The 19,545-nt window shown below is 60.2% G+C and carries 13 protein-coding genes and 1 pseudogene; 9 read left to right on the forward strand and 5 right to left on the reverse strand.

The window, feature by feature from the left end:
- Positions 1-35: 35 nt before the first annotated feature.
- Together NKH70_RS25155 and NKH70_RS25160 are read right to left on the reverse strand one after the other, a co-directional pair.
- Entirely contained in the window at positions 36-464 is a 429-nt protein-coding gene (locus NKH70_RS25155; RefSeq protein ID WP_352778896.1) for a DUF6484 domain-containing protein, read from the reverse strand.
- An 8-nt stretch (positions 465-472) separates the two neighbouring features.
- The gene (locus tag NKH70_RS25160) at positions 473-2,800 is read right to left on the reverse strand and encodes a type VI secretion system Vgr family protein (protein WP_353026285.1); all 2,328 of its coding nucleotides are present in this window, start codon (positions 2,798-2,800) and stop codon (positions 473-475) included.
- 294 nt (positions 2,801-3,094) lie between these two features.
- On the opposite strand from NKH70_RS25160, the gene tagH reads away from it, so the two are divergent.
- The 3 genes from tagH (at position 3,095) to tssM (ending at position 9,527) form a co-directional block, all read left to right on the forward strand.
- Complete coding sequence (tagH, locus tag NKH70_RS25165) at positions 3,095-4,138, forward strand: type VI secretion system-associated FHA domain protein TagH (protein ID WP_353026286.1); 1,044 nt, start codon at positions 3,095-3,097, stop codon at positions 4,136-4,138.
- A 300-nt stretch (positions 4,139-4,438) separates the two neighbouring features.
- Positions 4,439-5,944, forward strand: a complete 1,506-nt coding sequence (tssL, locus tag NKH70_RS25170; RefSeq protein ID WP_353026287.1) for a type VI secretion system protein TssL, long form — start codon at positions 4,439-4,441, stop codon at positions 5,942-5,944.
- Positions 5,945-5,966: 22 nt separating this feature from the next.
- Positions 5,967-9,527 carry a type VI secretion system membrane subunit TssM gene (gene tssM, locus NKH70_RS25175; RefSeq protein WP_353026288.1) on the forward strand — a complete coding sequence of 1,187 codons (3,561 nt, stop codon included), beginning with the start codon at positions 5,967-5,969 and terminating at the stop codon, positions 9,525-9,527.
- 132 nt (positions 9,528-9,659) lie between these two features.
- Here tssM and NKH70_RS25180 read toward each other — a convergent pair whose 3' ends face one another.
- Both NKH70_RS25180 and NKH70_RS25185 read right to left on the reverse strand, forming a co-directional pair.
- Positions 9,660-10,295 (reverse strand): RES family NAD+ phosphorylase, encoded by a 636-nt coding sequence (locus NKH70_RS25180; RefSeq protein WP_353026300.1) that lies wholly within the window; start codon positions 10,293-10,295, stop codon positions 9,660-9,662.
- 5 nt (positions 10,296-10,300) lie between these two features.
- On the reverse strand, positions 10,301-10,906 hold the full coding sequence (locus NKH70_RS25185; RefSeq protein ID WP_353026290.1) for a helix-turn-helix domain-containing protein: 606 nt from the start codon (positions 10,904-10,906) through the stop codon (positions 10,301-10,303).
- Positions 10,907-11,166: 260 nt separating this feature from the next.
- Here NKH70_RS25185 and NKH70_RS25190 point away from each other — a divergent pair, with 260 nt between their 5' ends.
- The 6 genes from NKH70_RS25190 to NKH70_RS25215 all read left to right on the forward strand — a co-directional run bounded on the left by NKH70_RS25190 (position 11,167) and on the right by NKH70_RS25215 (position 18,927).
- Positions 11,167-11,940, forward strand: coding sequence for a PP2C family protein-serine/threonine phosphatase (locus tag NKH70_RS25190; RefSeq protein ID WP_352778884.1), 774 nt, complete (start codon positions 11,167-11,169; stop codon positions 11,938-11,940).
- Between the two features lie 5 nt (positions 11,941-11,945).
- On the forward strand, positions 11,946-14,633 hold the full coding sequence (locus NKH70_RS25195; RefSeq protein ID WP_353026292.1) for a serine/threonine-protein kinase: 2,688 nt from the start codon (positions 11,946-11,948) through the stop codon (positions 14,631-14,633).
- 108 nt (positions 14,634-14,741) lie between these two features.
- Positions 14,742-15,152, forward strand: a complete 411-nt coding sequence (locus tag NKH70_RS25200) for a DUF1036 domain-containing protein (protein WP_352530738.1) — start codon at positions 14,742-14,744, stop codon at positions 15,150-15,152.
- Complete coding sequence (locus NKH70_RS25205; RefSeq protein WP_353026293.1) at positions 15,149-17,482, forward strand: M23 family metallopeptidase; 2,334 nt, start codon at positions 15,149-15,151, stop codon at positions 17,480-17,482. Before NKH70_RS25200 ends, NKH70_RS25205 begins: the two co-directional genes overlap by 4 nt.
- A 226-nt stretch (positions 17,483-17,708) precedes the next feature.
- Positions 17,709-18,308: an AAA family ATPase gene (locus NKH70_RS25210; RefSeq protein ID WP_353026294.1), complete on the forward strand. Its 600-nt coding sequence runs from the start codon at positions 17,709-17,711 to the stop codon at positions 18,306-18,308.
- A gap of 4 nt (positions 18,309-18,312) precedes the next feature.
- Positions 18,313-18,927 carry an AAA family ATPase gene (locus NKH70_RS25215; RefSeq protein WP_353026296.1) on the forward strand — a complete coding sequence of 205 codons (615 nt, stop codon included), beginning with the start codon at positions 18,313-18,315 and terminating at the stop codon, positions 18,925-18,927.
- A 487-nt stretch (positions 18,928-19,414) separates the two neighbouring features.
- On the opposite strand, the pseudogene NKH70_RS25220 reads toward NKH70_RS25215, so the two are convergent.
- Positions 19,415-19,545, reverse strand: a pseudogene (locus NKH70_RS25220) (IS5/IS1182 family transposase); the annotation flags it as partial.

Here is a 19,545-nt window from a genome sequence, read left to right on the forward strand (position 1 = left end):
GGGCCACGCCCTGGTGCGATGCTCGGAGGCGGACATTAATTCAGATTGATCGAGCCGCCGCGAATGTTGTTAGCACCGCTGGCATGGCTGACGACGTAAGTCCCCCGAATGACAATATGACCGTCGCTGTCCATGATGATGCTTGCTTTGCCGCATCGAAGCTCGATTCGTTTCTGGGCTTTCACCCGAACATATTCACCATCGCTCAGGACCTGCGTAAAGGCAGCTGCTTTGCGCGCGGGGTCGACGATACGCCCCATGATCAAAGGACGCAGCAGATTGCCATCCTCGAACAGAAGAGCCACTTCGGACCCGACCATATCCAGGGTCAGCTCAACGAGAGCGCGCGCCGAAAGCGCCTGCTCTTGCGGATTGCCGGGAAAAACGACAAGTGGGCCATCGTCACCGTAGCCGAGAAAAACACCAATCACGACGCCGTCGATGCTCTGCTTCACCTTGCTCATAGCTAACCTCAATTTTGATTAATGCTCGAGCCCTTCATGACGATGTCACCCGAGGCTTTGGTGTTGATCTTGCCGGACGCCTTCGTGAAGATGTCCTTGCCGTCGATGGTAATGGTTCCATCTTTTTTCATGACAATCTTGGCGCTGCCGCATTTAAAGGTGATTGAATCCGCTGCCTCGAGCGTAAATTCCTTCCCGATATTGACGACGCCGCTTTCCTTCACGTCCGTCAAGCTTCCCTTGGCGACTTTCAGTATGTACCCGCCGCCGACGTCAGTGCTGTCATTGGACTTGATGTTCGAGATGCGCGAGGCCCCTACGTCGATTGCCTGTGAGGCGGCTATTGCGATGGTCTGTCCGGCACCGATGCTTACGCTCTGATCGGCGGCAATGGTCCAAGTGTCGGAGGCCCCGATACTGTGACTTTGAGCGGAGCCAACAGTCACCGACCTTGTCGCGCCGATTGTATTCACCTGCGGACCGCCGACGCTTCGCGTCTCGGCCGCCCCGACCGTATCGACGCGAGCAGCACCCACCGTGATGGTCTGCACAATCCCTACTGTCTGCGAATGATTGGCGTCGATATTCTCTGTCGAGTTCGACACTACATGGATGGTTTCGTTGGCCTCGACTGTCAGCGAACGGTTCACGCCCACCGTCTCGGTGTCGTTCGAGCCGATATTCGTTGTCTGGTCGACGCCGACCTTGACCGTCTTGTTGTTGCCGACGTCCTCGTCGAGGTTGTGCCCTACGGAGTGCTTGGCGTCGTGATCGATGCGGTCCGACTGGTCATGCTGTACCAGCTTGTTGCGGTCGTGCTTGATCAGAAGGTGGTGGTCCTTCTGCGCTTGGAAATTGACCAGCTCGGAGCCGGCCTTGTCCTCGAACATCAGCTCGTTGTAGCCGCCGCCGCCTTTCGATGAATCGGATTTCCAGCCGGATTGCGTGGCATTGCCGGGCAGTCCGTAGGGCGGCATCTGCGCGGCGTTGTAGACCCTGCCGGTAATGATCGGCAGGTCAGGATCACCTTCGATAAAGTCGACGATGACCTCCTGCCCGATGCGCGGTATCTGGATGAAACCCCAGCCGCTGCCGGCCCAGGTTTGCGAGACCCGCACGAAACAGGAGCTGTTCTGGTCCTTCTTGCCCAGCCGATCCCAATGGAACTGCACTTTCACCCGTGCATATTTGTCGGTGAATATCTCCTCGCCGGACGGACCGACCACCGTCGCCGTCTGAGGGCCACGCATGATCGGCCGTGTCGTGACCCGCGGCGGACGATAGGGCAAGGCCATTGGCGCCACACCAAGGATCACCTTGAAGTTCTCGCTGTCGATATCCGCATGGGCTCTGTAGCCAGGGTCGAACAGCCTGTATTCGGCGCTGACCACCAGATACTCCTGGTTCTGGTCCTCGCGCGGAAAGCCGTCCAGTTTGAACGTGCAGCCTGAATACAGGCCGCGCACGGTTCCAACCGCGGCGATGCGCTGGTGCACCGCCTGGATTTCCTCGCGTCGGATCGCCGCCAGGCTGTCGCCGCGGCCCACCTCGAGATGCGCGCCGGGCTGACGGAAATTCTCGCCCGCGGCCAACTTGTGACTGAACGGCTGGGCCGATTTGGCCATCAGGTCGGCGCCCGGCTTCTTGAAATCATAATCGGTATGGACATAGGCGCCCGGCCGCACCGAACTGCCCGGGATCCATTCGGTGATATATTCGACATCGCGCCGGGAGCCCTGCCCCTCAAAGTGGTAAGGCACTTTCTCATAACCTGGCGCCGGCTTCAGCTTGCTCATGGCATCGGCGAGCACAAGCGTGTGCTTGCCATCGTCATGCTCGAAGAAATACAGAATGCCCTCGTGCTCGAGCAGCCGCTGCACGAAATCGAGATCGGTCTCGTCATATTGCACGCAGTATTCGCGCGATGGATAGGAGCCTTGCAGACGCTTCTCGAATTTTGCCGTGCTGTATTTCGAAAACACTTCTTCGACGATTTCGACAACGCTCATGTTTTGAAAAATACGGCAATCGGTCGTGTTGGCGAGAAACCAGAGCCATGGTCTGGCGACCGCTTCGTAATAGGCCAATCGGTCCTCGATCCGGGTAAGTCTGAACTCGGACACAAGGCCGCTGAACCAACGTTTCGGATCGGATTCACCTTCGATCGAGACAGCCCCACCCAGCATCTTCAGCGGATCGATGTCGTGGTCGGTGCTTACGAACCCAACCGTATAGGCGAAAGAACGGCTTATCTCATCGCGCCCGACAAGATGCGTGAAGGTCAACAGTTCGGCGCCAAGCGGCGTCTGCACAACCGTGGCACGTTCATTCGGCATTGGTCGTGCCCCTCCTGGACCCGCCCCCCAGTGGATTTGAAGGTCCTGCTATATTAACGACATCAGGTTCAGGAACTCAAAGCCCACACCAATTCTCGCTGGGTTGCTGGTCCGTGTTGAGCGTATCACATGTTGTTGCGCCGGCCAAAGAGACCATGCAGAGCTGGGCGAATCTGCAAGATCCAGGGTTCGCCCGCTGCCTTGCGCCAAAGTGATGCGAATTTGGATTAGCCACGCTAAAAACATGGAGTATCGTGCCGACAAGGCCGCCAGCGATCACACAGGCGATTTCGCATGTTAATCAGTCTGCAGATCAGCAATGTCGATGCCCTGCCCGCTGGCGTGTCGCCCGGCTACAGATCGCGTGATCGCAGCTTCAAAATCGGGCGCGAAAATTGCGACTGGATCTTACCCGACCCTGACAAGTTCATCTCCGGCCGGCATTGCCAGATCCGATACGAGGCAGGCGCGTTTTGGCTTCACGATATTTCGCGCAATGGCACTTTCATTAACGGATCGAGCCAACGCATCACCGGTCCGCACCGGCTGGACCACGGCGACAGGCTCCTGGTCGGCCGCTACGTCATCTCTGTATCGATTGACGAGCGCGCCACGCCAACTCATCCGCAAGGCAACCAAGATTCGACGCAACGACACATGCCCGTCGTGGTCGATCGGCAGCTTGACTCTGGAGGCGAGCCTTTCTTGGGTTCGGCAGAGCGATGGCTCGGGCAACAAGCACCGTCGCTGCCCGCGTCCGTTCCTTCGACGAGAGACGAGGTGCTGCGGGAAATCGCGATTGGAGCGGGTATTTCCCCGGAACTGCTGCAGTCGCGGGACCCGCACGAAGTTGCGGCCGAAATCGGCTCGGTCCTTCGGGTCGTGGTCGAACAACTGGCCTTGCTGCTGAAGGCACGTGCGGCTGCAAAGACATTGGCCAAGAGCCCACACCGAACAATGATAAGCTCGGCCGACAACAACCCCCTGAAGTTCGTGCCGGATATCGACGACATACTCGAAATCATGTTTGCACGGCGCAGAGCCGGCTATCTCGATGCCAGGAACAGTATCGAAGACGCGTTCCGCGATCTCAAGACGCACGAATTTGCGACTTATGCCGCCATGCAAGCTGCGCTGTCGCGACTGCTTGACGACCTGTCGCCGGAAGCGATCGGCAAAAAGCTCCCGCCGTCATCGTTTACCTCCAAGAAAAGTCAGGCATGGGACGCCTTTGTCACGACATGGCGGACGATGGAGGAGGGCCACGAAAACGGTATGCTGGACATATTCCTGGCTTATTTCAGCGAGGCCTATGCCAAAGCCGACAAGCAAAAATAAAACAATCCAAGGGACCGCGGCGCTGCAGCTGACCAAGAAAAAATCGTTGGCGTGCCGCATCATGTTCCAATCGGCAATATCTGAGACTACGATCACCTACGACAGTTCGCCAAGCGGGTAAGCCTGATTGACCTGGGGGTCGCGGCAAATGTCATGTTACGGCGGCATAGCATCCTGTAGGCAGGCTTCGTCAGGAGCACACTCTCGCCGGCAGGCCCCTTGCTTGCCCGGTCCGGCCAGGAAACGTCTGGCGCCTCTCACCCACAGAAGCCGACACCGCATGGCGACGGAACCCGGACGATGAGCTCGAAGGACGGTCCTTTCGGCCCAGCGGGCAAGACTGTCATTCGCGCCAATCCCCGGCGCGCGCAGAATCCAGGCCTACCCCCAAAGGAGCCCATCGCGGACAGTGTCAGTCCCTCGCAAGTCAAGGACTCGACGGTTTTCGATCCTGGTATCGGCAGCCATGCGCCACCGGGCTGGACATCCGGAACCGTTCTTTATCAAGGAGCACCATCCGGTGCTGCGGCGAAAACCGGGGCGGTCGCATCAAGGCAGGCCATCCAGCAGGAGGTCCTGCTGGAGGCCGCGGACAGCATTAAATATTCGGCGGCAAATCAGATGCTCGCCGCGTCAGCGCCACTGCTCATGCTGTTTGCGCAACTCAGGCTTATCTCCGTCGAAAGGCAAGCAGAGCCATTGGCGGAACATATCGCCGAAGCGCTGGAGAGGTTCGACCGGACACTGGAGAAGTCAGGCGTTGCCGAAGAGGACGCACGCATCGCAAAATTCGCTCTTTGCGAAACCGCCGACGATCTTATCGGCAACCTGCCCTGGGCCGGCAAAGACGCCTGGGCGCAGCACAGCATGCTATTACAGTTCTTTCACGTTGAGCCCACTGGCGCGGGCTTCTTCGAAGCACTGAACAAGGTATTGGCCAATCCGGAGCCGCACTACGATCTGCTCGAGCTGATGCATGTCTGCCTGTCCCTGGGATTTGAGGGCCAGTATCGGGGCCTGGCGCGCGAAGACACCAGTCTTGAACGTGTCCGGGGCGATGTCTATGAGACGCTCCGCTACTTCAGGGCCCGCGCCGGAGAGGACATCTCACCGCGCTGGCAAGGCATGGCGGCGACGATGGTGCCGTCTTCGGGCCGCCTGCCGCTCTGGGTCGTTGCGGCAACGGCGTCGGCCCTGCTGACGGCGGCGTTCTTCACGTTGCGGGTCTTCATGACGGACGAGGGCGATGCTGCCGCCAGCCAATTGCTGGCGCTCAACCCATCGACGCCGCTGACCATCGAGCGCGCCAGCGTGGCGCCGCTTGCCGAACCGGCGAAAGTCGTCCCGCCGGCCGCAACCACGCAGATCGATCGCATCCGTTCGGCGCTGGTCACGCAAATCGAGCGCGGCGGGCTGACCATCGGCACTAAGGGCGACTTCATCGTGGTGGAGATCAACAATCTCGTGTTGTTCCAGCCTGGCAAGGCCGAAGTGAAGCCTGAGTTTCAGCCACTAGCCGCAGAGATCGCCGCAGCCCTGGAGCGCGAGCCCGGGCCAATCAGGATCGTCGGCCACACGGACAATGTGAAGCCACGGAAATCGAGCCCGTTCAAATCCAACTTCGACCTTTCCGTCGCCCGGGCGAAGGCCGTTGAAACAATGATCGCCCCGAAATTCAGCAATCCCTCGCGAATAACCACCGACGGCAAGGGCGAAGACGAGCCAATTGCCGACAACGCGACGCCCGAAGGCCGCGCCAAGAACCGCCGTGTCGACGTGATGATCCCCAAGGAGGAAACGCTGTGAACACCGCCGGTGGGAAACGCCCATGACGCGTTGGCTGCTGCGGATATTCAGCACGTTCGCGTTGGCCGGTTTCGCGGCGGCGGTCTGGTTTGCCGGACCTTTGATCCGCTTCGCCGATATCCGGCCTCTGGGATCCGTCTGGCTGCGCGCGACAATCATCGGCACGATCGTGGCGATCGCGGCCCTCTTTTACGCAGTGGGCTTTTGGCAGAGGAGAAAGGCGCAAAAAGCGCTCGAGACGGTCGTCGCTCGCGCCGAGGGCAGCAATGACGATTCGCCGGTACTCGAGGCGCGCATGAATGAAGCCATCGCAGCGTTGAAGCGGTCGAGCGGCAAGCGCAATTTCCTCTACGATATCCCCTGGTACGTCATCATTGGTCCGCCTGGCGCAGGCAAGACGACGGCACTGGTCAATTCGGGCCTGAATTTTCCGCTTGCCGGTTCGGGAAACGCCCAGCCGGTGGCCGGTGTCGGCGGCACCCGCTCCTGCGACTGGTGGTTCACCGAAGAGGCAGTGCTGATCGATACGGCAGGACGCTACACGACGCAGGATTCCAATGCCGGAAGCGACAGCAAGAGCTGGCTCGCCTTCTTGTCCCTGCTTAAGAAATACCGCGCCAGGCACCCGATAAACGGGGTCATCCTGGCCATCAGCCTTGTCGACCTCATCAGTCTCGACGACCAGCAGCTCGACGCCCACGTCCTGGAAATACGCAGTCGCCTGAGGGAAATCTACGAAACGCTGAAAATCCAGTTTCCGGTGTACCTGCTTTTCACCAAGGCCGATCTTGTTTCCGGCTTCATGGATTATTTCGGCGATTTCGACGAGCCGCGCAGGCGCAAGGTCTGGGGCGCGACATTCCAGACCACAGACCGCAACAAGAATATGGCTGGTGAGGCTCCGGCCGAATTCGATGCACTGGCAAGACGTTTGGCGGAAGAGATGGCTGACCGCCTGCAGGAGGAGGCTGATCCGGTCGCGCGCATATCGATCTTTGGCTTCCCGGCTCAGTTTGGCGCTATAAAGGGCCGAATTGCCAGTTTCGTCACCAGCCTGTTCGATCCGGTCCGCAGCCAGGTGAATGTCAGCTTGCGTGGGTTCTATTTTTCGTCAGGCACCCAAGAGGGAACGCCGATTGATCAGCTGCTGGGCGCAATCGGCCGCAGTTTCGGCAACAATTCCCACGACCATCTGTCAGGAACCGGCAAAAGCTTTTTTTTGCATGATCTTCTGACTAAGGTCATTTTCGCCGAATCCGGATGGGTTTCGTACGACAGGTCGGCTGAGAGGCGGACAGCGGCCATCAGATATGGCGGCTTTGGCCTCATAGCGTTGCTCACCGCGGCGACACTTGGAACGCTCGGCTTGAGCTTTACGGCTAACCGCTCGCTGATCGCCTCCACCATGCAGGCCACGAGCCAGTATCGCGACACGACGGACGCCCTGCTCAAAAGCACCACGGTTACCGATGTTGACCTCGAAAACGTCATTGGGCCGCTCGATCAACTGCGCAACCTGCCGGCCGGCTTCGAAAGCAGTGACTTACCGACGCCGATCAAAGAAACGTTCGGCCTAAGCCAGCGGGAAAGGCTTCTTTCAGCATCCAAAACGGCTTACCGGCAAGCACTGGAACGAATGTTCCGATCGCGTCTGCTGATTCAGGCTGAGCGGACCGTCCAAGCGACGATGGCTGACCCGGCCCAGCTCTATGAACCGCTGAAGATCTATCTGATGCTCGGCGGCAAGGCACCTAAGGTCGACGACGCCTTGATCATTTCCTGGATGAAGCAGGATTGGGAGCAGCACCGGTATCCGGGCGAGAGCAACCGCGAAGGACGCGGGCAGCTCGAAAAGCACCTGCGCGCCATGCTTGCGTTGGACGATGCCTATGATCCGGTTTTCGAACTCAACCAGCCACTTGTCGAAGCGGCTCAACGCTCACTCGGGCGCATGAGCCTTGCCGATCGTGCGTCCGCTTTGATCAAGTCGGCGGTGTACGCGGCTGCGCTGGACGATTTTGCTGTTTCCCTCAAAGGTGGGCCGGAAGCGCAGTTTGTGTTCGAGCGCGTCGATGGCGGCGATCTGTCGAAACTTCGTGTTCCCGGTCTCTACACCTATGCCGGCTTCAACAACTTCTATCTTGGACAACTTTCGCGCGTTGCGCAGATGCTCGTCGACGATCAGTGGGTTCTGGGCGGTGGCGGCGAGCAAGGCAGTATCGATCAGGATTTGCTCAAGCTCGGCCCCGAACTTCTCGATCGCTACGGCAAGGAGTTTACAGCCGCGTGGAACAGCGTTCTCGACGGCTTGAAATTCAAAGCAATGCTGAACGACGCGCCGCACTATGTCGCGCTTTCCGCCGTCGCCTCACCAACCTCGCCGATCGAACAGCTTTTTACGGCGATCGCCAACGAAACAGCTCTGACGCGCGACCCGGTGTCCGGCAGAGACTCGGACGCCGGGGCAAAAGGCATCGCCCAGAGCCAGTCCCAGGACGCCGCACACATGGCCAAGGGCCTCGCTCGCATCGGCATTCAAATCGGCACCGCAAAATCGCAAAGCCGTGCCGGTACGGGATCGGCGAGCTCACAAAGCCAGAATCCCGGGGCAAACATCGAAGCGCAGTTCAGGTCGTTTCAAGCCCTGGTGAGCGGTCCTGTCGGACACCGTCCGATCGATGCATTGACCCAGAATTTTCGTGATATCTACCAGAGCCTGCAACTGGCGACGGAGGTCCCTTCACAGACCGAACGCGTCAACACGAACCTGCAGCTGCAGATAGCCACCCTTCGCGCCAATGTATCGCGTCTGCCCAAGCAACTCGGCAGAATGGTCAATGCGACGGCAGACGAGTTTGACGGCAACGCGGCCGAAATTTCGGTGGCGAATTTGAACCAGATGCTCGACCAGGCCGTCACACAGCCCTGCGAGGAGGCGGTCAACGGCCGCTATCCTTTCGCCAGCGACGCCACCGAGGATATTGCGATGGCGGATTTTGCAAAGTTGTTCGCTCCGGGCGGCCTGATGGACCGGTTCTTCGCACAAAATCTCGCATCGTTGATCGACATGAGCGGCCAGGACTGGAGCTGGAAACAGGATGCGCGCTTCGGGCGCGACCTCTCGAAGCCAACGCTGAAAGACTTCCAGCTGGCTGCGGAAATCCGCGGCGCATTTTTTCCCTCGGGCGGGTCAGCGCCCTCGGTCGACCTAACCTTTACCCCGTTCTCGCTGCACGGCGATGCAGATGCTGCGGTGCTCGATGTCGATGGCCAGATCGTCCAGAGCAAGCAGGCGGGTAATGCGCCAAGCACCGTGTCCTGGCCGAACGGCATGGCCGCGGGATCTGCCAGTCTGAGACTGACCCCGGAAATGCCGGGCCGCGAATCCGCCATCAAGTTCGAAGGGCCGTGGTCGCTGAAACGGTTGCTGGACAAGGCCACGATCACCACCAAGGACAGCATTGTTGAAGCCCGCTTCGTAATCGGCGGACGTGACGTGGCCTACACGATTCAGGCCGGTTCCGGTCCCACTCCCTTCTTCCTTCCGGCACTTTCGGCATTTAGCTGTCCGAAGGCGTTTTGAGATTGGTAGCGGCTCAAAGTCCAAAGCGCCTGGTTTGTGTGCATGCCCAGACCGTCCGCCAGCAATCCAGGCAAGCAACCGCCGCGCCAGGCCCCCGACAAGCGTGTGTCGCTGGCAGCGCTAGCTGATGCCCTATCTGGTGGGTAGCGAAACGGATTTTCCATAACTGTCGAGCACCGCTGCAACTTCGTCGAACATGCTCGACAAGGATCGGGTTTCCTGCGGCAGAAGTTGAAAGTCAGGTCTCTCAAAGAGAGCGAGGCAGATCTCGCTGGAATCGTGTCGCGATTGGTAGGCCAATCCGTCCGGCTGATCTCGATGACGCCACAGCGCGTCAGACCAAAGTCCGCAAGACTCATAAGGCCCGGTCGAAATCGCGTTGTCCGTGCCCACGGCTTGAAGTCCCGGTCCATACAAACGCACAACCTGCAACGGCCGGTCCGAGACCAACGCTGATGCGGAGCGCTCCAGTATATCTGCCATGCTGACCATGAGGCGTTGCGGATTGCGGAGCAGTGTTTCGGCCAGCGCGCCGCGAAGCGTCAGCCCGGCATAAATGACTCCGAACCACCCGCCCGCGCTGTCAAAACGACCGGCCGGCGGCACGCCTCGTCCCGGGCCGAAAAAAATCGGGTCGAGCCAAGTTCGGTGAATACGGTGCAACACCTGACCGGCTTCTATTTCATCAATAGGAAGCGAGATATCGTCAAGCCAATCGGGAGGAGCAGGCGCCACACCTAGTGGACCTCGGCGTGCTGCCCGCTCCATGGAAATCACGCAAACCCATCCGCAGCCTCACTGCGTAAAACGCGCAGCACTGAATCTCGATCGCCGGCCCTCAACGCCTCAAGTGGCGTGCGCCCACCAAGCACCGAGTCTGGGGCGAGCAAGAAGTCCAGCGCCATCCACGGTCCGGCTGAAGTGTAGGCCCGCACAACGTCCGCGATGCCGGCGACCACATCTGTTTCGTCAAATTGACAAGCAGGATATCGCCAGTCGCTTCCCTCCCGAACGGCAAGCAACGACCCGGCCCGCCGGCGCTTGTCCACTGCCTGTCGCGAAATGCCGAGCAGCCGTCCAGCATCCTCGGCCGACAAGGTGCCACCCGCACGCTCGATCAGAATCTTGCGGTGTTCGACGTTCCTTGCAAGGGCGGGAACGAGTGGGTCGAGTTCTATGACAGCTGACCCGATGACGTCAGACTGGCTGAGAAGCCGGGCGAGCGAACCGGCATCGGTCGGGGCTGACAAAGCGTCAGAGAGAACCTTCGAAGAGGCAGTGGCTGCTATGCGCTCCAGCGCTGACGTGGCGCGTCGAAGAAACATCGCCTGAAGGCTATCAGACCGGAGAACAGTTGTGTTTGGCGCTGTCCGAGCCATGATGACCTCAATGGTTTACATGAGGAACATATAGATACGGTACTGCCTAAGTCAACCAGCGCGGCCCCGCGATATCCGGGGAGATCGCAGTAGGGGCAGCTGACAGCCGCGTCGCGTCGTGACCATTTCTCGGGCTTTTCCTTGCAGTGACGCGCTCCAGAAATTTCGATACTTTAATATTCCAGCCTGTGGCAAAGTGGCGGCAGCGAGCGCCTGAAGGTGCGCCGCAGAGGACGCTTTGAGAAGCGCTTGGTGGCAAGGTGAGCGATGTCGCCCTTTCCTTTGAAAGCTTCGGCGTGAGCCACAATGGCTGTGTCCGTGAGCATAATGAAGACAACTATCTGGTCGAGCCACGAACCGGCCTGTGGGTGGTGGCCGACGGAATGGGTGGACATGAAGCCGGAGAGGTCGCTTCAGCCAGCATTGTCGATCATCTGGCCACGATCGGGATTGCCAGCTCCGCCCCAGATCTTCGGGCGCGCTTCGAGGACAGGCTGAGCCGCGCCAACGCCGAGATCCGCAGGATCTCCGAATCCCGCGGCATAACCATCGGCTCCACCGTTGCCGCCCTCTTGGCGATGGATGGGCGATTTGCCTGCCTGTGGGCGGGCGACAGCCGGGTTTATCTGGTCCGCAACGCCTCGATCTCGCAGATCTCGAGGGACCACACCGAAGTTCAGGAACTTCTCGATCGCGGCATGATCAGCGCAGCCGAGGCGCTCACCTGGCCGCGCCGCAATGTCATCACGCATGCGGTAGGCGTCAGCGACGAAATCGTCATCGATTTCCAGCAAGGCGAAATCATGCCGGGAGACATCTTTGTGTTGTGCACAGATGGGCTGACGGCGCATTTGACCGACGCCGAGATCGGAGCCGCGGTGGTGTCCGCGACGCCTCAGGCGGCTTGCGAAAATCTGCTGCAAATGGTGCTGGCGCGGGGCGGAACAGACAATGTCACCATTGTGCTGGTGAAGTTCGCAAACGGGCACAACAGACACCCCCCCTACCCTGATCTGTCCAGAGCGGAGGGTTGAGGCTGATGAGCGCCGACGACAAGACGCGAATATCGCCGCAGCTGGCCAACACCGCCGTCGGCACGCAACTCAGCGGCATCTACGAACTTGACGAGCGGATCGCATTCGGTGGCATGGGCGAGGTCTACCGTGGCCACAACATCCAGACTGGCGACCACGTCGCGATCAAGATCGTCCTGCCCGAATTTGCCCGCGACCCGACGATCTTGTCCTTGTTCCGCAAGGAAGCGTCAATCCTCAATCACCTGTCGCATGATGCGGTCGTGCGATACCACGTCTTCACCATCGATCCAGGCATCGGTCGTCCCTACCTTGCCATGGAATTTGTCGACGGCGAGTCGCTGTACGACATCATGCGACGTGGCCCGATGCCGACTGAAGAGGTACGCAAGCTCTGCCATCGCCTCACTTCGGGTCTGAGCGCCGTGCATCAAGCGGGAGCAATTCACCGCGACCTCTCCCCCGATAACATCATCTTGCCAGGGGGTAGAGTCGACCGCGCCAAGATCATCGATTTCGGTATTGCGCGATCGGCGACCGTCGGTGGGGAGACCCTGATCGGCGGAAAATTCGCGGGAAAGTACAACTATGTTTCGCCCGAACAGCTTGGGCTCTACAGCGGCGATGTCAGCGAGCAATCCGACATCTACAGCCTGGGGCTGGTGCTGGTTGCCGCTCTGCGCGGGAAGCCGATCGACATGAGCGGGTCCCAATTCGAGATCATCGAAAAGCGCCGGACCGTGCCCGACCTGTCCGACATCGACGACGATTTTCGTGGCATTGTTGAAGCCATGCTGCAGCCGGATCCGCGAGACCGCCCGGCGAGCATGGCGGAAATCGCCAGAATGACGCGTGACGAGGACGAAGGGACAACGCCGCCAACGTTCATGCCGACCCGCGATCGGCCGGGTTTGCCACGAGCGGGGCAAACCCTTGCGCCTGAGCCCAAGGCCCAGCCTTCCTATGATTTGGGGCGTGACGCGCCTGTGACGGCAGGTTCCGGTGGGCAGCGCTTCGTCCCGCATGTCCGGCCTGCGCTGCTGTCCGAACCGCGGCCTTCAGCAGTCGCCAGCCCGCCACGCGCGGTCGCACGTGGCGGGCCCGGAAAATCCACAAAGAGCCGAACCATCGCGATTTCTGCCTTCGCGACGCTGGCTCTCGCCGCGGTTGCCGGCCTCTATGTCAGCGGTTTTATGACGCGTACCACGCCGACCGCCGGCACGACATCGCTGTCCGCCCCAGAACCATCAGAGCCCGCACCAGAGGCATCAAAGCCGGTCGCGACGGATAATGTTGCGAACGCCCCTAGGCCGCCAGAGGTAGTTCCACCCGCGCAGCCGCAAACGCAGACCACCGCATCGCCAACTGAAAATCAGGCAGAGGCGGCTGCGCCTCAACGGCCGCAGCCGAAAGAGTCGCCCAAGATGCTCCCACAAACCGGGGAAGCCCCGAAGCCATCAGCTAGCGCAGCGCTGCCGCCGGCCGAAAACGTACCGCCGGCAATTCAGCCCGATACCGCTGCCAACGCCAGCCCGAAGACGCTTCCGCCGCCTGACAAACTCGTTCCAACCCCAACACCAGCCGAAAAAACGTCAACGCCGGCAGCGCCCCAGCCCGACGTCGCGGAGAGCCAAAAGCTGCAGCCGGCAGAGCCCGCCAAGATCCCCCTGCAAGCCAGGGAAACACCGAAATCGCCAGCAAGCGCGGCACAACCGCCGGCCGAAAAAATGTCGCCGGCAGTTCAGCCCGACATCGCGGCCGGCGACAGCCCGAAGACGCCTCCGCCGCTTGGCAAGATCGCTCCAATCGCTCCACCAGCCGAAAAAGCTTTAACGCCGCCACCCCGCCAGCCCGACGTTGCGGTGAGCCAAAAGCCTGAACGACAGGCCAGCCACCCGGCGGAGGCGAAATCGGCTACGCCCGTTTCCGAACCGGCTGCAGGCCAAGCAGATGCGACGGGCGCAAAGGGGCAGCAGGCCGACCAGCCGGCTGCCAAACAGCCAGGCCAGGCCACGGTCGCCTTGAACGTGCCCAAGCCGGAAGTTCCTCCGGTCATCGACGACATGGCGCAACGGGTCTCGTGGGTTCGCGACTTCAGCGGCGGCGACTGTTTCTATGCGGCCGTCACGTCGATAACCGACAAGACGGCGGCCATCGAAGGATTTGGAACGGCGGTTCAGCCATTCGAACAGATGCTGACTGATTTCCAGGCAAAGTTCCACGTTGAGCCGGACATAAGCGTGCGCCTCATCGAGCCAACCCAGTGCGAAGTCACCAACTTCCTGCGCTTTCTGGGCCAGACTGCGGTCGACAAGCCGCAGCTGGTTCTCGATCGAACATCGGTGCCGAACGGTACGCCGATCAGCGGCACGCTGGTGACGCATGGCGGGCTCATTTCCAGCGTGCTGCTGATCGACCACAAAGGCATGATGTTCAACCTCGACGACCGCATGGTCGTACAGTCAGACAAGGCTACCTTCAGCATCCCGATCGGCCTCGGCGCGGCCGACAGGGCTGCAGGCAAGGCCGTGCCGCAGATCATCATGGTGATCACCGGCCCCCAGGATATTCAGGCGGCTGCGTTCTCCACGCCGGTGCCTGCCTCGCAGCTGTTGCCCAAAATTCTCGAAGAAATCGAGACCAACGGATCACAGTTCTCGGCCAGTGCCAAATATTTCCGGCTCGGCGGGTAGCATGGGCGTGCAATGGAACTCTGCCGCTCGCGTTTGCCCCGCTCGTCTGCCGGCCTGCCCGTAAAGCAGCGTGATCGGGCTCGCGCCTTGCTTGCCTTGAGAGGCGGCATGAGGCTTGCGGTGGTTTCGGCCGCGGCACTGCTGGCCGTGCTCTCATGCAACGAAGCGCGCGCCGAATTCACGGTCTGCAATCAGACGCTCGACGTCGTCAACCTCGCCGTCGGCCAGACAATCGACAATGCCGACCAGACCGACGGCTGGTGGACCATCGGCGCAAATCAGTGCGTGAACGTCATTCGCGAGGAACTGACGAACCGCTACATCTACATCTATGCCACGGACGTTTTTGGCCACGCGATCCTGACCGGGTCGACCGAAATGTGCATCGAGCGGCGACGTTTCTCGATACGCGGCATCGAGGAGTGCTGGCAGCGCGGCCATATCGCGGCGCGATTTGTTGAAGTCGATACGCTTGAACAGGTGCGGTGGACGTTTTTCCTGACCGGAAGCAGTCCGTGACGCACGCGATCGACACCAGCTTCAAGGCGAAAAAGCAGGCGCGCGCCGCCCTTCGCCGGCGCACACTTTGGCGCCGGCTTATCGCCGGCTTCGCCTTGATTTTCCTGTGTTCGATCGCCGTCGGCTTCTACCTCACCGCGGACTATTGGTCGTTTGGCGACGAAGACGAGGAGTTGCACGCGGTGGAAGGAGCGGATGATGTGCCGGCCGATGCATCTGTCTATGTGCCTGCCATTATCGGTCTAGCGGGGGATCCTATGTGGATCACGCTCGCACCCGATAGCGGCGCAGCAACGAAAGGCCGCGTGATTCCGCGTCCGGCAGAACTCGACCAGGCCGAGGTTTCGCCACAGATCGAGATCCTGTCCGATGTCATGCTTAGCGCCAGCGAAAAATTCATGACGACGATACCGTCGACGCAGGAGGATTTTGCATTTTTCCAGGCGCAACGAAAGACCGCGCCCGCGCCCTCCAGCGATCTGCAGAACGACCTTGAGCCATCTCCTGCCGCGGGTGAGCTCGCGCCGGCTTCGGATCAACAGGCAGGCACGGACGATCCCGAAGCTGGCTGGGGTGAAACAATCGATGCAGGCGATGCAGCCCTTCCCGCATTCCAGAAGACCCAGATCGAAAACAACACCAGCGTCGCAACTGTCATGAATGAATATCAGCGGTTCGAGGCCACCGAAGACACTTTCGTGAAGATCCTCAACAATCGCAGTTTGGACAGCGTTGCGCTCGATGCGCATTTCTCCGCCGACGACGCCAGGCTGGCAGGCGAGGCCCTGAAGGCGCTCTTTAGCCGGGACGGCCTGGAACCGGGTTATGTCGTCGCCCTGCGTGGATACCGGCCGAACCGCGAGACGACAACGATATCCCTCATGCAGGTGTCGATCTACGCCAAGAACGTTTTCGTCGGCACGCTGACGCGCAATGCCGCAGGCGTGTTCGTCTCGGGGGTTGATCCTTGGGTACGCGAAGATCTGTTCAACTACTCGGGTGCGCCGGAGGAAGGCGCACACAAAAGGCAATATCGTCTGCTCGACGCGATCTACTCGACAGCGGCACGCAACAGCGTTCCGACCGGCGTGATCGGCGAAGCGATCATGTATCTGTCGAGAGGACAGGATCTGGACGCTTTCGCAAGCGAGGACCAGCGTCTTGTGCTGATCTATTCGCAGACGCCGCGCGGCAAGGACGAAGGCGCCGGGCGGGTGCTGTATGTGGGTGTCCAGGGGACGACGAAAAGCCTCGACTGTTTCGTCTTCCAGCAGGGCGATGGTCAGTTTGCATGCGTCACAGGCGACGACCAGGTTCGTTCGCTGACGGTCACCAACGGCATGGTCACGCCAGTCAACGGGGTCTTGACGTCCACCTTCGGGCCTCGCAAACATCCAATTCTCGGGACCGTTCGCATTCACAAGGGCGTCGACTGGGCGGCGCCCGTAGGCACGCCGATCGCCGCGGCCTTTGATGGCGAAATTACCTTCCAGGGCGATGGAGGCGGCTACGGCAATCTGGTCAAGATATCGCACGGAAACGGGCGCGAGACGCGCTACGCTCATATGCAGAAATTCGCAATCGAGGGCGGCGTCGGCACCAAGGTGAAGGCTGGCGACATCATCGGTTATATCGGCACCACCGGCCTTTCGACCGGACCGCATTTGCATTTCGAACTCTACCAGAATGGCGCGGCGATCGACCCACTGGGCACGGTTACCGCAGTCGCTTCGGATCTTTCCGCCGTGGAAACACTCACCGACCGCATCGTCCATGTCGAAAGTGGCGGCAGCGCCCGTGCCAAGAACCCAAATTCTTCAGCGACAGGCGCCGGCCAATTCATCACAAAGACCTGGATCCGGATGATGAACACTTACCGCCCCGAACTTGCACGCACACTCTCGACCGCCGACCTGCTCGCCCTGCGATACGACGCCACGATCTCGCGCGAGATGGTTCGCAATCTGGCGCGAGAAGGCGAAGCCTATCTTCGGGCGCGCGGCCACCAGATCACAGCCGGCCGGCTCTATCTCTGCCATTTTCTCGGCATGGAGGGCGCGCATCAGGTGCTGTCGGCATCGGGTTCGGCGCAATTGAGCGCCGTGCTCGGGTCAGCCGTCATTCAGGCCAATCCCTTTCTGACCGGCAAGTCCGCCAGCTATGTCGTGGACTGGGCCGAAAGAAAGATGGGTCGCAAGCTGAGCCCAGCCACAACCACGGCGGGCCAGCAGACGACGACCACCACGGAGGTCCGGCAGACATCGCCCGAGTTCGCGAAGTACAAACAGGCGATCACGGCGATGCTGAGCTCTGTTCAGAATGCGCTTTGAGCCTGTGCATGGCCCCGGCAAATCGTAACCGCTTTCGGTACACGCACACGACTGGGTTTCCGCGATGATGTGAGGGTATTCAATCTGAAACTCTCTCGGCGGCCAGACGGGGGCCACAGCCTGTTTGCGCCGAACGCCCTCGGCGGCCGCGTCGTCACTTTCTGACGCCCACTTGTTGCCGAAATCGCCAGCGCCGCTATCGCCGCGCTCATGGAGCCGACGCCGCATGACCGCACCGCAGCCTGAGGCGGCAGAGTTCGACCTGGAAAGCGCTCGAGAGTGGCAGTCCGACCGCGGTGGCACTCACGTAGTCGATCCCGACGGCGCTACTTGTGTTTACAATTTTGTAAGCACGATCGGGCGTCTCAAACTGAAATTTTCAACCCGTTGGTTGAAGGGTGTGCAGCAGTCCATCCGATACAGCCTAGAGGACGGCGAACCATTAGCTGCCAACGACAACGATCCACCTCCCTTCATCAACCCTGTAGACTGGCAAGGCATGCCGGTCCCGACTCGGGAATGGTTTCTGGACGGGCTGATACCGCGTCGCCAGATAACGATTCTTAACGGCGATGGTGGCGTCGGAAAGTCCCTCTTGGCACTACAGATTGCGGCGGCGAGCGCGATGGGGTGCGAAACGGTTGGGCTTCGGCCGATGACCGGTCGAGTGATGTACTTAGGCGCTGAGGACGAAAGTGACGAATTCCACCGGCGACTAGCCGCCATAACGTACGAACATCAGCGCAGCCTGTCAGACATGTCGGATTTTCGCCTTCTCCCCATGGCCGGCCGCGACGCTTTGCTTGCCCGTTCCGAACAAGGCTAGCGTAATGCAGCCGACCGAAAACATGGTCAAGCTGGTGGAGGGACTTATCGAATTCCGCCCCGGCTTTTTAGTGTTGGACACGTCAGCGGACCTCTTTGGGGGCGATGAGATAAAGCGCCATCACGTCCGCCAGTTCATCGGCATGCTCCGCAAGCCGGCCATCGAATTGGACATGGCCGTCCTTTTGCTCTCCCACCCGTCGGTCGCGGGTATGCAGACCGGCACTGGCTCGTCCGGTAGCACCGCCTGGAATAATAGCGCCCGATCGCGGCTGTACCTCACCACGGCAAGCGGAGACGGGGCAGACCCAGATGTTCGTACCCTTACCACCATGAAGGCCAACTACGGCAAGAAGGGCGGAGAGATACGCATGCGCTGGCAAGAAGGTGTGTTCGCGTTGGATGACGGCAAGCCGTCCGCTGTTGCCGGTATTATAAGCAGACGCGCTGACGAGACGTTCAAGAAGCTGCTGTCAACGTTCAATCGAACTGGCCCGACCGTTTCCGACCTCACTGGCACAAATCATGCGCCTGCGAAGATGGCCAAGCACACCGATGCCGGCGGGGTATCAAAACGCCAATTTGCCCGACGCGACGCAGCGCCTTTTGGAATCGGATGAAATCAAGATTGTTATGGACGGCCCGCCTTCTCGACAGAGAAAGCGGCTCATCTTGGCATCTGAAAATTACGGTGCGGCATGATTCCACCGCGGCCTTCCACCGGACTACTACCGCCATACCATCGCCTTCCACCGATCTAGCCACCACCACCCCTTATACCCCGCTGGCGGTGGAAGCACCTACCGCCGGTGGAATCCGGCGGGCACTTCGACACACCAAAACAAGAAACGAGGAGAACACGAATGGAAATTGAAATGATACCGCTCAGCAATCCGATCGACGCGCTTCATCCTGACAACGGTAAGAGTGTAAAAGTCGTCGGCACCGACGGCTCCTGCGCCTTCGGGCCGAAGTTAATTGTACTTGTGACTGACGTGCACGGATCGAGGCTTTGGACTACGTCAAGAACAAGCGGCCGGGGGCATAATAGGGCAACCACAAGGCCGGTGATATCTAAGAGCCTGAATCAAAAAGAGTGTTTTGATATCAACTTCTTGCGAGCCTGCGGGTGAGCAGGCGAATGTGAGCGACGTATATCCAGGCTTCTGCGGAAGCGAGGGATTTCTCCCAGTCCTTGGCCAGCCTGCGGCATCGCCCCAGCCATGCGAATGTGCGCT

This window comes from Mesorhizobium sp. M0991, assembly GCF_040318915.1.
Taxonomy (GTDB): domain Bacteria; phylum Pseudomonadota; class Alphaproteobacteria; order Rhizobiales; family Rhizobiaceae; genus Mesorhizobium.

Excerpts from the sequence above, each read along its gene's own strand:
- NKH70_RS25155 (WP_352778896.1), bottom strand. The coding sequence starts at position 464 with ATGAGCAAGGTGAAGCAGAGCATCGACGGCGTCGTGATTGGTGTTTTT.
- NKH70_RS25160 (WP_353026285.1), bottom strand. The coding sequence starts at position 2,800 with ATGCCGAATGAACGTGCCACGGTTGTGCAGACGCCGCTTGGCGCCGAA.
- tagH (WP_353026286.1), top strand. The coding sequence starts at position 3,095 with ATGTTAATCAGTCTGCAGATCAGCAATGTCGATGCCCTGCCCGCTGGC.
- tssL (WP_353026287.1), top strand. The coding sequence starts at position 4,439 with ATGAGCTCGAAGGACGGTCCTTTCGGCCCAGCGGGCAAGACTGTCATT.
- tssM (WP_353026288.1), top strand. The coding sequence starts at position 5,967 with ATGACGCGTTGGCTGCTGCGGATATTCAGCACGTTCGCGTTGGCCGGT.
- NKH70_RS25180 (WP_353026300.1), bottom strand. The coding sequence starts at position 10,295 with ATGGAGCGGGCAGCACGCCGAGGTCCACTAGGTGTGGCGCCTGCTCCT.
- NKH70_RS25185 (WP_353026290.1), bottom strand. The coding sequence starts at position 10,906 with ATGGCTCGGACAGCGCCAAACACAACTGTTCTCCGGTCTGATAGCCTT.
- NKH70_RS25195 (WP_353026292.1), top strand. The coding sequence starts at position 11,946 with ATGAGCGCCGACGACAAGACGCGAATATCGCCGCAGCTGGCCAACACC.
- NKH70_RS25200 (WP_352530738.1), top strand. The coding sequence starts at position 14,742 with ATGAGGCTTGCGGTGGTTTCGGCCGCGGCACTGCTGGCCGTGCTCTCA.
- NKH70_RS25210 (WP_353026294.1), top strand. The coding sequence starts at position 17,709 with ATGACCGCACCGCAGCCTGAGGCGGCAGAGTTCGACCTGGAAAGCGCT.
- NKH70_RS25215 (WP_353026296.1), top strand. The coding sequence starts at position 18,313 with ATGCAGCCGACCGAAAACATGGTCAAGCTGGTGGAGGGACTTATCGAA.